A 15,884-nucleotide genomic window follows, 5' to 3' on the forward strand; every position below is an offset into this window, starting at 1 on the left:
CACCTTTCTATGATTGAACTGATATGTAACCCAAACTAGTTTAACAAAAAGAAAGCAAAAAGTCCTCTTTGATTTCGTAACTTCGGTCAATGTGAGGATTGTTTGACAAATAGTTAGTGTATATTTAATATGTAAAAAATAATCTTGTTTTGTGTAATGGGGGTATTAAAAGCCAGTTATGAATCAATCACTATTTAATTGGATTAATCAGTTTGCAGACCAAATACCGTTTCTGGACTGGTTTATGATCACATCATCCGAGTATGCGGTTTGGGTCATGATTGCACTGCTCGTTATCGTATGGTTTCTCGGCGATCCATCGAAACAACGAATTGTTTTTTATGCCTGTGCGGCTTCCATTGTAGCGCTAGTTCTGGCCAAATGGGGGATTTCACCAGCGGTCGGTCATCCAAGACCTTTTGTAGAAGGGACTGTGCATCAGCTGGTTGCCCATGTACCTGATCCTTCTTTTCCAAGTAAACATGCTTCCTTTGTATTTGCTCTAGCGGCTGCTTCATTCTTTATTGGACGTCGCTTCGGGTCATGGATGTTGTTACTCGCTGTGTTGACAGGGGTGTCGCGTGTATATGTTGGTGTGCATTATCCAGGAGATATTCTGGGAGGATTCATTCTCGGAAGTCTGCTTAGTGTGGTTCTGATTACAACCCGCAATTATACCAAGTCGATTCCCGACTTCTTCATTAACATACACCGACGTGTTTTTCGTTAGCTTTTGAAAGCAATGTCTAGTGAAGTTTTGGTAGTTTAGTTTATTGAAAGAAGTCTCTTATCTCTGGTTCTGCCAAAGATGGGAGACTTTTTTTGTGTTATGTTCGAAGTTACATGAAATTTATAGAAATTGAATTCTAACATCTACAATTCACGACGATAGGTGACGATATATTATAAATATGTATTATTTTGAGGAGTGGGACACATGGAAGACACGCGGGGGAATAAGTTGGGGATATTGAAGTTAACGATTCGAGGCAAGTTACTGACTGGTTTTCTCATAGTCGTGGCTCTGTTGATTGTTGTAAGCGTTTATGCGTTAATACAGATCCATAATATGTCTGGTAAAGCCAATGATGTGGACCAGACCTGGATGCCGAGTGTAAGCCTGCTTGGTATGATGAATGGTGATGTTTCGGATGTAGAGCGGTTAGCGCTGGCCATTATCGTTGAACAGGACGAAGACGAGAACGTCAAGTTGAATGAAGCGTTACAGCTGCTTCTTACCAAGATTGAAGATGAGCGCAAACAGTTGCAAACGTACTTTGTAGGCAACGAAGCAGCGCTTAAGCTGTATAATGAAGATTTCAGTACAAACTATGATGCCTATCTGGCTAAAATGCCTGCATTCATCGAAATGGGTCTGAAAAACGATTATGCAGGAGCAAGCAGACTTCATACTGAGGCCTACCCAATGTGGTATACAGCAAACGACACCCTTGCCAAGTTAATTACCTTGGGCAATGAAGGATCAGATGCAGCAACGAATGATTCTGTCGAGTTGGCTGAGAATACATTTAATGTAATTTTGGCAGTGACGATTTTTGCATTCCTGATCGCCGTGTTCATTGCATTCTTCATTGCAAGCATCATTTCACGTCCAATCAAAAAGATGAATGAAGCGGCCATGGCTATTGCCAATGGTGATCTGACGGGTGAGACGATTGTACTTAAGAACAAAGACGAATTGGGAACGCTGGCGGCTTCCTTCAATACCATGAGTGGTAATTTGCGCTCCATGATTGAATCGGTATCGATGACTTCTGAACAGGTAGCGGCTTCATCGGAAGAGCTTCTTGCAAGTGCAGAGCAAAATACTCAAGCCTCGGAACAGATTTCCGAAACGGTTGAGGAACTGGCCGTGGGCACGTCAGATCAAGTTGATATTGTGAAGCGCTCTTCACAGGCGATGAATGAGATGGCTCTGGGATCAGAGCAGATTGCCGAGCTTGCTCAGAGTGTATCCGTATCTGCTGTAGATGCGGCGAATCAATCTTCCGAAGGAAATATGATTATTCAGCAAGCGGTTGAACAGATGGGTTCTGTTCGAAATTCTATTGCTTCGCTTACTGAATTGGTTACAGGGCTGGGGGAACGTTCAGCAGAGATTGGAACCATTACCGAGGTAATCAACAACATTGCCCGGCAGACCAATCTGCTTGCACTGAATGCAGCCATTGAAGCCGCACGAGCAGGAGAGCACGGACGTGGTTTCGCCGTAGTTGCGGGAGAAGTGCGTAAGTTGGCTGAGGAATCTTCTACATCTGCGCAAAGAATTACGGATCTCGTTCAATTGATTCAGAAAGATACGGATCATGCTGTTCAGGCAGTGAAAGTGAACAGCAGTGAGACAGAAGCCGGAATCGAGATGGTTACTGCGGCAGGACAAGCCTTCGAGCAGATCTCGGATGCGGTCAACAAAGTAGCGGGGGAAATCCAGGAAGTATCTGCAGGTTCAGAGGAAATGTCGGCGAGTACAACTGAGGTTGTAGGATATGTAAGTCAAATCTCCAACATTGCTGGAGAGGCAGCGGGCGGGGTTCATAATGTATCTGCCGCAACTCAGCAGCAGTTGGCTTCGATGGAAGATATTGCATCATCCGCAGGTTCATTATCCAAAATGGCCGAAGAACTGCAGGAGCAGATTAACAAGTTCAAAGTGTAACTAAGAGATGTTCTGTGATATCTAAGGTGTACAGAAACATACTGACAGGATGGTCAGAATGCCATTCGATTTGTACTGTTGATGATAACAAGGGCGAGAAGCTGTTTCTCTAACGCGCATATGCGTTAGAGAAACAGCTTTTTTTGTCGCATGACGCAGAGCAGGTCACAACAATGTTATTTCAGAAGTCACCAACGCTTATATAGCTGGTGAAACAAACGGCTATAATGGTAATTAATGGTGGAACTTACACTGAAATACACCATGGGAAGGAGCGATATAAACTTGCAGTCCAGAGTAATGCATACGGAATATTGATGAAGAGGAGATGAATAGTTGAACATGAAGGGGAGCTGGTGGAGACGAGTCGCTATGATCGCGTTATCGGCAGGATTACTGGCAGGGAGTTTATCGATGGGCACAGGAATTCGTAAGGCGGATGCGGCCGCCGGAAATCAGAACTATGCTGAAGCACTACAAAAGGCCATTTACTTCTATGAGGCACAGCGCTCGGGTCCGTTGCCAGCGAGTAATCGGGTCGAATGGCGTGGTAATTCGGGCATGCAGGATGGAGCTGATGTAGGTGTTGATCTGACCGGAGGATGGTATGATGCCGGAGATCACGTGAAGTTTGGTTTTCCGATGGCTGCTTCCGCAACGATGCTCGCCTGGTCTGTCGTGGAATACAGTGACGGATATGAACAGGCCGGACAACTGGAGGAGATCAAGGATAATATCCGATGGGCGACCGACTATTTTATGAAAGCGCATACGAAACCAAATGAATTATGGGGACAAGTGGGGGCAGGTAATACCGACCATGCCTGGTGGGGACCCGCAGAAGTCATGCAGATGAACCGTCCTTCGTTCAAGATTGATGCTTCATGCCCGGGCAGTGATCTGGCGGCAGAAACGGCTGCAGCGCTGGCAGCGTCATCGATTGTATTTGCAGATGATGATCCGGCATATTCGGCCAGACTGCTTCAACATGCGAAAGAGCTGTACAACTTCGCAGATACATATCGGGGGGAATACACCGATTGTATCACTGATGCTGCAGCGTTTTATAATTCGTGGACAGGATACGAAGACGAGTTGGCATGGGGTGGCGCATGGCTTTATTTAGCTACTAATGATAGCGCTTACTTGTCCAAAGCCATTGCAGCTACGGACCGGTGGTCTTCTAGCGGAGGCTCAGCCAATTGGCCCTATACCTGGACACAAGGTTGGGACAGTAAACATTATGGTGCCCAGATTCTGCTTGCCCGTATTACGTCCAGTTTGAACATGCCGGAGGCGACAAGATTTATTCAGTCGACTGAGCGCAATCTGGATTATTGGACGGTTGGAGTCAATGGGACACGAGTCAAGTATACGCCAGGAGGTCTGGCGTGGCTGGATCAGTGGGGATCGCTCCGATATGCAGCGAATGCATCCTTTATTTCTTTTGTATACTCCGACTGGGTCAGTGATCCTGTGAAAAAGTCAAGATATCAGGATTTTGCTGTCTCACAGATGAATTATATTCTGGGCGATAATCCGCGTCAGAGCAGTTATGTGGTCGGATATGGGCAAAATGCACCTCAACATCCGCATCATCGGACCGCTCACAGTTCATGGCTGAATAACGAAGATATCCCGGCTAACCATCGCCACATTCTGTATGGTGCCATGGTCGGTGGGCCGGATGCATCGGATGGATATACCGATGATATCGGGGATTACGTGAGTAATGAGGTCGCAACCGATTACAATGCTGGTTTTACCGGCGCACTGGCAAAGATGAATTTGCTATTTGGTCAGAATCATCAGCCCCTGGCGAACTTCCCTGCACCTGAGGTGAAGGGAGATGAGTTCTTTGTGGAGGCTGCGATCAAATCATCAGGTGCCAATTATACGGAAATCAGGGCACAGCTTAATAATCGTTCCGCTTGGCCTGCCCGAATGGGAGATCAACTTTCTTTTAGGTATTTCCTGGATTTGAGTGAAGTGTATGCTGCCGGACGTACGGTATCGGACGTGCAAGTGACAACCTCCTATACGGAGGGGGCGACGGTATCCCAACCAGTTGTGGTGAATGCAGCTCAGCATATCTATGCCATTACGGCGAACTTCGGTAATACCAAGATCTATCCAGGTGGGGAAGGAAATTATCGTAAAGAAGTACAGTTCCGCATTACAGGCCCACAGGATGCATGGAATGCCAGCAATGATCATTCGTTCCAGACGCTGACCACAGGCACTCCTGTGAAGAGCATATACCTTCCAGTCTATGATGCAGGGGTGAAGGTGTATGGACAGGAGCCTGGTGTTACACCAGTCACGGTCCCAGCCGCACCCGCTGGCGTGCAGGCTGTAGCAGGAAGCAGTCAGGTTAACCTGACCTGGGCTGCTGTATCCGGGGCCGAATCGTATACGGTGAAGCGTTCCGAGGTGAGTGGAGGACCATATACAACTGTTGCGACAGGGGTTAATGGATTGACCTACACAAACACGGGACTGACCAACGGGACGGCTTATTATTATGTAGTGACTGCTGTGAATTCAGCAGGGGAATCATCGGGTTCTGTGCAGGTGTCGGCTACCCCGCAAGTAGCTTCGACGGTGCCAGGAGCGCTGACTTTAAGTGGGACAGCTGGTGATGCGCAGTCGGTCCTGACCTGGACAGCAGCCTCGGGCGCTACTAGCTATAAGGTACAACGTTCGGTGGCAGGCGGGACATATGCAGATGTGGCAACCGGATTGTCCGTGTTGACTTACACCGACACAACAGCGCTGAATGGCACCACGTACAATTACCGGATTGCAGCTGTGAATGCGAACGGACAGACACTGTCCAATGTCCTGGCACTGACGCCTTCTGCACCTCCGGTGACGACGGGTACACTCGAAGTGCAGTACCGCAGCGGAGGGTCTGGGAATTCAAGTAATGCGGCGACTCCGCAGTTCAACGTGAAGAATACCGGAACACAGGCGATTGATCTCAGTACCGTGAAGATCCGATATTATTTCACCAAGGATGGTGCGGATCAAATGACCTTCTGGTGTGATTATGCCGAGATGGGCACGGCCAATGTTGAAGGTACATTTGTCGCAGTGAATCCGGCGAAGGGTACCGCAGATACGTATCTGGAGATTAGCTTTAAGCCTGGAGCAGGCAGTTTGGCCGCTGGAGCAGAGACCGGCGTGATTCAAGCACGCTTTTCCAAAAATAACTGGAGTAATTTCGATCAAAGTAATGATTATTCCTATGATGCTTCCAAGACGGCTTTTGCCGTATGGAACAAGGTAACAGGGTATCAGGGAAACACCAAAGTATGGGGCTTGGAGCCGTAACTAGTTCAAGATCATTGGCCGAATAGTAGCATGGGCAGACCAACAGCACTTATATTCAATTTCCACTATTCCAGGGAGGTATATATTAATGTTGAAATCAGCTGCGAAAAAAAGTTTAACAGCCATGCTGGCGGGAACCGTCATGTTGACCGGATACACCGGACTCTGGGCAGGGCCGCAAACAGCACATGCCGCAGATCAGGCCATCGAGATTCAGGCAGACGGCATTAATGAAGCCCGGTTTTTGCAATTATATGATCAGTTGAAAGATCCGGCGAACGGATATTTTTCGCCAGAGGGTCTACCGTATCATTCCATTGAGACCCTGTTGAGTGAGGCCCCGGATTATGGTCATATGACGACGTCAGAGGCATACAGTTACTGGCTGTGGTTGGAAACCATGTATGGTCACTACACTGGAGACTGGTCCCAACTGGAAGCAGCTTGGGACAGTATGGAGAAATACATTATCCCGGTCAACGAAGGTGACGGCAAGGAAGAACAGCCTACGATGAGCTCGTACAATCCGAACAGCCCTGCTACGTATGCAGCGGAAAAACCTTTTCCTGATCAATATCCATCGCCACTTAATGGTCAATATGCAGCGGGTAAAGACCCGATTGATGCCGAACTTAAGGCGACCTATGGTGACAATCAGACTTATCTCATGCACTGGCTGGTCGATGTGGATGACTGGTATGGATATGGAAACCTGTTGAATCCATCACATACGGCTACCTATGTGAACACGTTCCAGCGTGGGGAGCAGGAGTCTGTGTGGGAAGCCATTCCGCATCCATCTCAGGATGATAAATCTTTTGGTAAGGCAAACGAAGGCTTCATGAGCTTGTTCACAAAGGAAACTCAGGTACCGTCAGCGCAATGGCGTTATACAAACGCAACGGATGCGGATGCACGTGCAGTACAGGTGCTGTATTGGGCGAAGGAGATGGGATACAACAATCCGGAATATCTGGATAAAGCGAAGAAGATGGGGGACTATCTGCGCTACGGCATGTATGATAAATACTTCCAGAAAATTGGGAGTGCAAAGAGCGGTACACCAACTCCGGGTACAGGCAAGGATTCCAACATGTATCTCATGGCTTGGTATACGTCTTGGGGAGGTGGCTTGGGTCAAGGTGGGGATTGGGCTTGGCGCATTGGAGCGAGCCATACCCATCAGGCTTATCAAAACCCGGTTGCAGCGTATGCCTTGTCTGACCCGGCTGGCGGCTTGATTCCGGAATCAGCTACAGCGAAGGCAGATTGGAATGCGACGTTGAAACGTCAGTTGGAATTCTACACTTGGCTACAATCCCATGAAGGAGCCATCGGCGGGGGAGCAACGAACAGTCTGGATGGTTCATACAAAGCTTATCCAGCAGGGGTAAGTACATTCTATGACATGGCATATCAGGAGGCGCCTGTATATCGTGATCCGGATTCCAACACCTGGTTTGGATTCCAGGCATGGCCGCTGGAGCGTGTAGCCGAGATGTACTATATTCTTGCGGAGAGCGGGGATTTGACCTCTGAGAACTTCCAGATGGCCAAGAAGGTAATCACGAAGTGGATCGACTGGAGTAAGGATTATGTATTTGTAGGTGAGCGTCCGGTGACGGATGCGCAAGGGTATTATCTGAATGCGGCTGGACAGCGCATTTTGGGAGGAACTAATGTTCAGGTAGCAACAACGCCGGCGCCGGGAGAGTTCTGGATTCCGGGTGGTCAGGAATGGCAGGGTCAACCGGACAAGTGGAATGGATTCAGTTCGTTTACGGAAAATCCGAACTTCCGTGTAACGACCAAAGATCCAGTGCAGGACACAGGAGTTCTGGGAAGTTACGTTAAAGCTCTGACCTTCTTCGCAGCCGGAACACAGGCAGAGAACGGTACACTTAGCGCGGAAGGCCAAGAAGCCAAGGATTTGGCTGAGGCTTTGCTGGATACAGCTTGGGATTACAATGATGGTGTGGGGATTGTTACGGAAGAAGAACGTAAAGACTACTTCCGCTTCTTTGCCAAAGAGATCTATATCCCAGCGAACTGGTCTGGAACCTTTGGTCAAGGCAATACGATTCCAGGTACAGCAGGTGTACCTTCCGATCCGGCGAAAGGTGGCAATGGCGTATACATTGGATACTCCGATCTGCGTCCGGCTATCAAGCAAGATCCGGCATGGGCTTACCTGGATAATCTGTACAAAACGTCATATAACACAACCACGAAGCAGTGGGAAAACGGTGCACCTACCTTTACGTATCACCGGTTCTGGTCACAGGTGGATATGGCTACAGCGTATGGCGAGTATGATCGTCTCCTCGGAGATTCGGATAGTCCGGAAGTGGAAGTACCCGCTGCTCCTGCTGGCGTAACAGCAACTGGAGGAAGTGAGCAAGTGGTTCTGAATTGGAACGCAGCCGCTGGTGCAGCCTCGTATACCGTGAAACGTGCAGAAGTGAATGGTGGTCCTTATACGTCTGTAACGACAGGGGTCACAGGATCAACATTCACGGATACAGGCTTGACCAACGGCACAACGTATTATTATGTCATCACTGCGGTGAATGCCGTAGGTGAGTCTGCACCGTCGACACAGGCATCTGCAACACCACTCGCAGGTACCGTTGTGCCAGGCGTATTCAACCTTACTGGAACGGCTGGCAATGCCCAGGCGGTACTGACATGGACCGCATCAACTGGAGCATCGAGTTATAAGGTACAACGTTCGGTTGGCACCGGAGCATATGCTGATCTGGCAACAGGTTTGACCGCACTGACGTATACCGACGCTACAGCGGTGAATGGTACGGCTTATAATTATAGAGTCGTAGCCATTAATACGAGTGGTCAGACGAATTCAAATGTATTGGTGTTGACCCCATTGGCACCTCCAGTTACAACGGGAACGCTTGAAGTACAATACCGTAATGGTAGTTCAGGAACTTCGGTCAATGCGATTACTCCACAATTTAATGTGAAGAATACTGGTACAACTGCTGTGGACTTGAGCAAAGTGAAGATCCGGTATTATTTCACCAAGGATAGTGCCGCTGATCTGACTTTCTGGTGTGATTATGCACAGATTGGCAGCGGTAACGTGGAAGGGCATTTTGTTTCGATAGATCCGGCCAAGGGCACAGCAGATACGTATCTGGAGATTGAATTCAAATCGGGTGCGGGCAGTTTGGCCGCGGGTGCCGAAACAGGAATCATCCAGGGACGTTTCTCGAAAAACAACTGGACGAATTTTGATCAAACGAATGATTATTCCTTTGATTCCACCCAATCGGCCTTCAGTGCCTGGACAAAAGTGACAGCTTATCAGGATGGCGCCAAGGTATGGGGAATTGAACCTTAAATGAGTTGATCGACCAGCTGTAGAGTGATGTTACCAATCATACAGGTTAAGCCGGGGAGAAATCCCTGGCTTTTCTTTGTTTATGGAAAAGCAAAAATGAAATACAAAATAATCAAACGGACACTGCTGATAAATCGATCCGTATTGAGTCTGGAGGTAAAATTGTGAATTCGGGGAACGGTAATCGGCAAATGAATCATAGTAATGTTTACCATATTTGATATTTTAAATATTAAAATATAGGTCATATGGCATATGCCCTGAATGAGAAACGACCTAACTCTTTTATCGCGGTAAAATGAAGTATATCAAATAGTTACAATGATTTAACCTTTCAAAAAGAAGGGATCACCAGTGAATTTTTCCAGCAGATTATGGACACACCCTGATACTTAGTGCTCAAGTTCGCCTATATCAATACAGGACTTTCGACTGATGAACGTTATGGATAGCCCGTTTACAATGGGGCAAGCCCGGGAGAACCAAGCCAGGTTAAAATTCTGTAACATCAGGGGGAACTCGACATCATGAACTGGAAAAAAACGATTATTACGGCAAGTGTCACAGCAACGATGCTGATGGGAAGTCTGACGACAGGAGCACTAACGGCACAGGTATCGGCAGCTGCTGTTAACAATTCACAAGTAAAAGTAATTTGGGGCGTAAACTTACGCACAACACCTTCTTCTTCTGCGAAGATTGTTCGCTTGGTCGCTAAAGGGGAAACGGTAACGGTGCTTCAGCAATCCGGTTCGGATTGGTATAAGATTAAGGATTCTGCTAACCGGACAGGCTACATATCTTCTTCATCCAAATACACACAAGCGATTAGTGGCGGCACAAGCGGATCGGGTTCGAATAGTGGTACATCGGTGACCGGCAATGCATCTGTAGAAAAAGTGATTGCAGCGGGAATGAAATATTTGGGAACACCTTATGAGTTCGGAGCCAGTCGTAACAGCACAGCTACTTTTGACTGTTCCAGCTTTGTACGCCAGGCCTTCATTGATGCACTGGGCATCAAGCTTCCAGCGGATTCCCGCAAACAGGGAGACTATGTAAAAGCCAAGGGTACAGTTCAGACGAACTGGAAAAACCTGAAACGCGGCGATCTGATGTATTTCATGTCGTATAAAGGCAGCTCTGCATCATCGTATTCGGGCGTGAATAAATCTAGCGCAACCATTACGCACACAGGGATTTACCTGGGCAACGGCAAGGTATTACATACGTATTCCAACGCTGGCGGTGGTGTAACAACTAGTGATATCTCCGGCAAACACTGGGAGTATCGCTTCCTGTTTGGTGGCAGTGCGCTGTAAGTTAGAACAAGAACTTTCTTAAATAACCTACGCATGTTCATATGCATACAAAACACCTCCCATTCTGCCTTTGACAGGCGACTGGGAGGTGTTTTGGTGTTATTTATTATTTTGAAGAACTCAATCGTGATAGTACAGCCGGAACAGGATATCCTGATTGTAGTTGCCGAATCCCTCGCCATATAAGGTAAGCCCGCCCACATGCTGAGCATCTTCCTCCACCGAAAGACGAAGAGTCCATTGGTTGCGTTCGACCGGGATATCTGCGAGTGTAATGTCGGATAGATGTTGTCCATCAATAAACGTACCCTCATTGGTAATTCGCAGTACCTTGAGCATGCCGTACTGATTGACACTGTCACTCCACCATTCCGGGGTGAACATGCCACGTCCGTTGCCTGAATCTCCAGGGCTTGTCCATTCCCCTAATCGGATGCCATTCAGCATGAATGTAATATCTGAGGGCCAATTTGGATTCACCGAAGGGGCTTCTGATCCGATCTCGAGGGCCAGTTCAATGGCATTGATCTGCTGTCCGGATAAAATATAGTTTGGAATTTTGTACTCCACAAATCCACGGCCAAACCACAGAATATGCGCATGCATCCGCTCGGGGTCGAGAAAATAACGAGGGTCATCATACTGTCCGATAACATGATTGGATGTAGCCAGACCACATGTCGGATAGACGTCAAAGTGAGTATAGTGTCCCACAGGGACGGAAACCTCGTGAAGCTTGCGGGCTGTCCCGCTTTCCTGCGGCATGGAGATGCCAATCCAGTCTACAGCAAGGCTGTTCATTTTATGTGTGCCGCCGTCTTTGCGTATCATTTTGGACTGAATAATGCCCACATCCTGAAGTTTGCGGACATGCATGGTCACGATGGCACTACTCAGACCCAGTGAAGCAGCAAGGTCTTTCACATTCATCGGAGTCTCTGCAACAAGGCGGATGATCTGTAGACGGACTTCACTGGCAAGTGCTTCATATAGGGGTAGCCATTCGGCATCGGTATTTGCTCTGATCACAGTTGTTCCTCCATTTTATCTGTATAGAATTAAGTTAAACATAAATTCAGTAAAAAGAATAACATTTTGCAAAATTCAGGTTGAAATTAAGGCTATAATCGATTTTAATATAAATATGAACGTTGATCCATAGAATATCAATTAATTTTTATATTAATCTTAGGGAGTTGAAATTCATTATGGAAAAAGCAAAAATGACGGTTGATAAAGATTTTACTATTGGTGTAGTGGACAAGCGCTTGTACGGATCATTTATTGAGCATCTGGGACGTGCCGTCTATGGAGGGATTTATGAGCCAGGGCATCCATCAGCGAACGAACAGGGTTTCCGCACGGATGTGCTGGAGATGGTCAAGGAGTTGAATGTACCGATTGTACGTTATCCTGGAGGTAATTTTGTATCCGGTTACAATTGGGAAGATTCGGTTGGACCTGTGTCAGAACGCAAACGCAGACTGGAACTGGCCTGGAGAACGATTGAGACGAATGAATTTGGCTTCAACGAATTCGTGGACTGGGCAAAACAGGCTAATTCTGAAGTGATGATGGCGGTCAATCTGGGAACACGGGGTACGGATGCAGCTCGCAACATTGTGGAGTACAGCAACCATCCGGAAGGTTCGTACTATAGTGATCTTCGCATCAAGCATGGATACAAGCAGCCACATGCGATCAAAACATGGTGTCTGGGCAACGAGATGGATGGTCCTTGGCAGATTGGTCACAAAACGGCAGAAGAGTATGGACGATTAGCAGTTGAAGCGGCAAAAGTCATGAAGTGGACGGACCCGACGATTGAGCTGGTAGCCTGCGGAAGTTCGAATCTGAATATGCCATCGTTCCCGGAATGGGAAGCAACGGTGCTGGATCATACGTATGATCACGTGGAGTATCTGTCCTTGCATCAATACTACGGCAATCAAGAGCAAGATACGCCAACGTTCCTGGCACGCTCGCTTGAAATGGATCGTTTTATCGATACCGTGAAGGCGACTTGTGATTATATCAAAGCGAAGAAACGTAGCAAAAAGACGATGTATCTGTCCTTTGATGAGTGGAATGTATGGTATCACTCCAATGAAAATGATTCGAAGATGGACCCTTGGCAGATTGCTCCGCCACAGCTGGAGGATATCTATAACCACGAGGATGCACTGCTTGTTGGTTGTATGTTGATCAGTATGCTCAAACATGCGGATCGGGTTAAAATGGCCTGTCTAGCACAACTCGTTAACGTTATTGCACCGATCATGACAGATACGGGCGGTGGTTCATGGAGACAGACAATCTTCTATCCATTCATGCATACGTCCCTCTTCGGGCGTGGAACAGCATTGGTGCCATTGATCCAGTCTCCAAAATACGATACAAAACAAATCACAGATGTACCTTATCTGGAAGCTATTGCGGTTCATAACGAAGAGCAGGGTGAAGTGACTGTATTCGCAGTCAACCGTCATCTGGAAGAATCCCTTCCGCTCGAAGTGGACCTGCGCAGCTTCGGGAAGTGTACCGTGATCGAGCATATCGTGCTGGAAAGTGATGATCTCAAAGCATCTAATACGGCAGCACAACCAAACCGCGTTGCTCCTCATAATCGCGGGGGTGCAGTTGTATCTGATACTCTGATTACGGCGAGCTTGGCAAAAGCATCATGGAACGTGATTCGTTTGAAAGTGCAGTAATGGATTAGCATAAAGGGATGGGACACGTTGGAGCGCAAAGGCAGGCTTGATGCCTGAGAAGGAAGCCAGCGAACAGCGGATTAGCGTGTTCCTTCAATCAAAAAAGCTGGGTGCGAGTTCATCGCATCCAGCTTTTTCCGTTATAAATTATAGGGAAAGGGAAGGCATGGGGGACATGAGTGATGATGTGGCAGACAAGGAAGCATATAAATTAGGTAATGGCGTGTGTTGAAAATGAAGTACATGGTCCTGTCATACGCATACGCGCTAACGAACCTAGGACACCTTATTGTGCCGATTATTGCTATAGTAGATATTTAACGAATCTGAGACACGGTATCCTGGCAAAATGATGGATGAATCTCGGGAAAAGCATGCCCAGATCGGAAATAAGGTGTCTAGGATTCGTTAGAATATTAGAGTATCCAAAAACAGACTAATGACGTGTGCTGAGTTCGTTACAATCCACCCACCTGTGTGAAAAGGTTAATTCTCTTCCGCTTTAATTCAGCGTAGCTTCCTCTCCAATTTAAAACTCAAAACTTTCACCGTCACGTGGGATGAGCACCTGACCATCCAACTGCTCGGATGCCAGATAAGTCGCAAGATCCGTACGAGACATCACACAATGGTTAATCGCATCCATGTGCACAGCGATGACATGAGCAGATGGCGCATGGCGCTTCACGGCGATAACGTCAGGCCCGTCCATCGTAATGGGATCACCCTCCACGAAGCGTGCACCTCCGGCATTCACGACAATGACTTCAGGCGTATATTGGCGGATGGCCTCAGCAGGTTCTTCACACCAGATTGTATCCCCCGCAATATAGGTGACAGGTTCTCCATCTGCTTCAAGTACGAAACCGGACACGTTGCCCATACGTTCGCCGATTTCACCTGTGCCATGATGCCCGGATGTGCGGGCGAATCGGACAGAGTGATGCTCATGTTTTTTATCTACAGCTGTTACATTCGTGAATCCGGCACCCAGAAATACATTCTCGTCCCCAGGCTGGCAGATCAGGGGAATGTCTTTGCCAAGTTGTTTTGCCGCGGCTTCATCCCAGTGGTCCACATGGGTGTGTGTCACAATCAACAGATCCGGATTCAGATAATCCGTTTCGGTTTCGGGCAAACTCACTCTTGGATTACGTAGCTCATTCGGTGTGTTTGGAAAAGCGGGCATGACTTCGGCGTCCATCAGCATCGGATCAACGAGAATGTTCAGCCCTCCGTATTCCAGCCACAGTGTAGCATTGCGAATCAATTGAATTTTCATTATATTTGCACTCCTTCGAGTTGTTTAATAGTATTACCCTATATGGTATACAACCCGTTTAACGGCGTACATAACATGATGAATGGAATTAGGCCACGCTAATTTCACCGTGAAAGGATTGCTGAAGCAAGATGAATGAAATGATAGATGACACGGATATACGTATTTTGCAGATTCTGATTCAGGATGCCAAACGTTCTCACAAAGAGATCGGTGAAGAGGTTCATCTCACGGGACAGGCCGTTGGTGCAAGAGTGCGCAAGTTGCAAGATCTGGGTGTGATTGAAGGGTATACGGTAAAATGGAACCCGGAACGCCTTGGCCTTGGTCTACAGGCCTTTGTCACAGTTTTCTTGAACTCCGGCGACAGACATGCCGCCTTTCGTACATTCATTGCTGAACGTGAGGACATCGTTGAAGTCCATCGCGTCAGTGGAGAAGGCTGTTATCTGATGAGAGTGCAGACTGGCACCACAGAGCAGCTTGGCCAACTGCTTGAAGCGTTGTTGCCTTACGGAAATTACAAAGTCAGCCTGTCCATAGGTGTAGAGAAATCACAGTGATGTGTGGGGAGCTTGTCCTCATCCATCCCGGTACTCAACGATCCTGTTTCTGTTCCAGCAAAGTCTCCTGAAGTAAGGACACAGCCTGGTTCAGCTCTTTTTTGCTCAGCAGATGATCTGTCTGAATATGAGACCGTGTGCCGTCCTTTAAGTACAGGACAAACATGGGAGAAGCGGACAGGAGCCACTTGCTGCGGGCAGGTGAGGTGAGTTCGACTTTGCGAATCTGGCTCCAAGCAATCTTACGTTTGCCCGTGCTTAACGCATCATCATCCCAGGATAACAACACGGCAGGGGTTTTGGTTAGTCGTGACACAAACATGAAGAACAGCGGTCCGATCAACCACATACCCAGCACGGCTGCAATGGAATAGTATATGGTCTCCAGTCTTTCGGCTTGTCCGTCCACGATGATCCATAATAAGCTCACGCACAAGAGAAGGAAAAGGAAGCATAGACTTCCCTTCCATAGAGCTGTGCTGCGTTGGTAACGAATCTGCTGATGGTCACGCTTGGGTGTTTCGGGTTGTTGCATGGATGTTCCTCCTGATTAACAATGCTGATCGATATGCCAAACGTGCCGCCTGCATAAGCAGAGCGGCATGTTCAACGTTCTGTATTTACTA

General features: G+C 47.6%; 10 protein-coding genes. 7 read left to right on the forward strand and 3 right to left on the reverse strand.

Annotation, left to right across the window (positions count from 1 at the left end; genetic code table 11):
* Nucleotides 1-178 precede the first annotated feature (178 nt).
* The 5 genes from MKY01_RS06175 (at nucleotide 179) to MKY01_RS06195 (ending at nucleotide 10,699) form a co-directional block, all read left to right on the forward strand.
* The gene (locus MKY01_RS06175) at nucleotides 179-730 is read left to right on the forward strand and encodes an undecaprenyl-diphosphatase (protein ID WP_282319161.1); all 552 of its coding nucleotides are present in this window, start codon (nucleotides 179-181) and stop codon (nucleotides 728-730) included.
* 207 nt (nucleotides 731-937) lie between these two features.
* Nucleotides 938-2,677 (forward strand): methyl-accepting chemotaxis protein, encoded by a 1,740-nt coding sequence (locus tag MKY01_RS06180; protein ID WP_339285876.1) that lies wholly within the window; start codon nucleotides 938-940, stop codon nucleotides 2,675-2,677.
* A 342-nt stretch (nucleotides 2,678-3,019) separates the two neighbouring features.
* Complete coding sequence (locus MKY01_RS06185; protein ID WP_282322224.1) at nucleotides 3,020-6,013, forward strand: glycoside hydrolase family 9 protein; 2,994 nt, start codon at nucleotides 3,020-3,022, stop codon at nucleotides 6,011-6,013.
* 88 nt (nucleotides 6,014-6,101) lie between these two features.
* Complete coding sequence (locus tag MKY01_RS06190; protein WP_282319160.1) at nucleotides 6,102-9,377, forward strand: glycoside hydrolase family 48 protein; 3,276 nt, start codon at nucleotides 6,102-6,104, stop codon at nucleotides 9,375-9,377.
* Between the two features lie 527 nt (nucleotides 9,378-9,904).
* Nucleotides 9,905-10,699, forward strand: coding sequence for an SH3 domain-containing C40 family peptidase (locus tag MKY01_RS06195; protein ID WP_047841902.1), 795 nt, complete (start codon nucleotides 9,905-9,907; stop codon nucleotides 10,697-10,699).
* A gap of 120 nt (nucleotides 10,700-10,819) precedes the next feature.
* Here MKY01_RS06195 and MKY01_RS06200 read toward each other — a convergent pair whose 3' ends face one another.
* On the reverse strand, nucleotides 10,820-11,728 hold the full coding sequence (locus MKY01_RS06200) for an ArsR family transcriptional regulator (protein ID WP_081745958.1): 909 nt from the start codon (nucleotides 11,726-11,728) through the stop codon (nucleotides 10,820-10,822).
* Nucleotides 11,729-11,907: 179 nt separating this feature from the next.
* On the opposite strand from MKY01_RS06200, the gene MKY01_RS06205 reads away from it, so the two are divergent.
* On the forward strand, nucleotides 11,908-13,413 hold the full coding sequence (locus MKY01_RS06205) for an alpha-N-arabinofuranosidase (RefSeq protein ID WP_051449607.1): 1,506 nt from the start codon (nucleotides 11,908-11,910) through the stop codon (nucleotides 13,411-13,413).
* Nucleotides 13,414-13,942: 529 nt separating this feature from the next.
* On the opposite strand, the gene MKY01_RS06210 is transcribed toward MKY01_RS06205, so the two are convergent.
* Entirely contained in the window at nucleotides 13,943-14,695 is a 753-nt protein-coding gene (locus tag MKY01_RS06210) for an MBL fold metallo-hydrolase (RefSeq protein WP_282319159.1), read from the reverse strand.
* Between the two features lie 131 nt (nucleotides 14,696-14,826).
* Here MKY01_RS06210 and MKY01_RS06215 point away from each other — a divergent pair, with 131 nt between their 5' ends.
* The gene (locus MKY01_RS06215) at nucleotides 14,827-15,258 is read left to right on the forward strand and encodes an Lrp/AsnC family transcriptional regulator (RefSeq protein ID WP_036611514.1); all 432 of its coding nucleotides are present in this window, start codon (nucleotides 14,827-14,829) and stop codon (nucleotides 15,256-15,258) included.
* A gap of 34 nt (nucleotides 15,259-15,292) precedes the next feature.
* Here the strand turns inward: MKY01_RS06215 and MKY01_RS06220 are convergent, their stop codons facing one another.
* Nucleotides 15,293-15,793 carry a hypothetical protein gene (locus MKY01_RS06220; RefSeq protein ID WP_282319158.1) on the reverse strand — a complete coding sequence of 167 codons (501 nt, stop codon included), beginning with the start codon at nucleotides 15,791-15,793 and terminating at the stop codon, nucleotides 15,293-15,295.
* Nucleotides 15,794-15,884 lie beyond the last annotated feature (91 nt).

Source organism: Paenibacillus sp. FSL R5-0486 (assembly GCF_037975155.1).
GTDB lineage: Bacteria > Bacillota > Bacilli > Paenibacillales > Paenibacillaceae > Paenibacillus > Paenibacillus amylolyticus.

Coding starts and splice junctions, on each gene's coding strand:
- MKY01_RS06175 (WP_282319161.1), top strand. CDS start 179: ATGAATCAATCACTATTTAATTGGATTAATCAGTTTGCAGACCAAATA.
- MKY01_RS06180 (WP_339285876.1), top strand. CDS start 938: ATGGAAGACACGCGGGGGAATAAGTTGGGGATATTGAAGTTAACGATT.
- MKY01_RS06185 (WP_282322224.1), top strand. CDS start 3,020: ATGAAGGGGAGCTGGTGGAGACGAGTCGCTATGATCGCGTTATCGGCA.
- MKY01_RS06190 (WP_282319160.1), top strand. CDS start 6,102: ATGTTGAAATCAGCTGCGAAAAAAAGTTTAACAGCCATGCTGGCGGGA.
- MKY01_RS06195 (WP_047841902.1), top strand. CDS start 9,905: ATGAACTGGAAAAAAACGATTATTACGGCAAGTGTCACAGCAACGATG.
- MKY01_RS06205 (WP_051449607.1), top strand. CDS start 11,908: ATGGAAAAAGCAAAAATGACGGTTGATAAAGATTTTACTATTGGTGTA.
- MKY01_RS06210 (WP_282319159.1), bottom strand. CDS start 14,695: ATGAAAATTCAATTGATTCGCAATGCTACACTGTGGCTGGAATACGGA.
- MKY01_RS06215 (WP_036611514.1), top strand. CDS start 14,827: ATGAATGAAATGATAGATGACACGGATATACGTATTTTGCAGATTCTG.
- MKY01_RS06220 (WP_282319158.1), bottom strand. CDS start 15,793: ATGCAACAACCCGAAACACCCAAGCGTGACCATCAGCAGATTCGTTAC.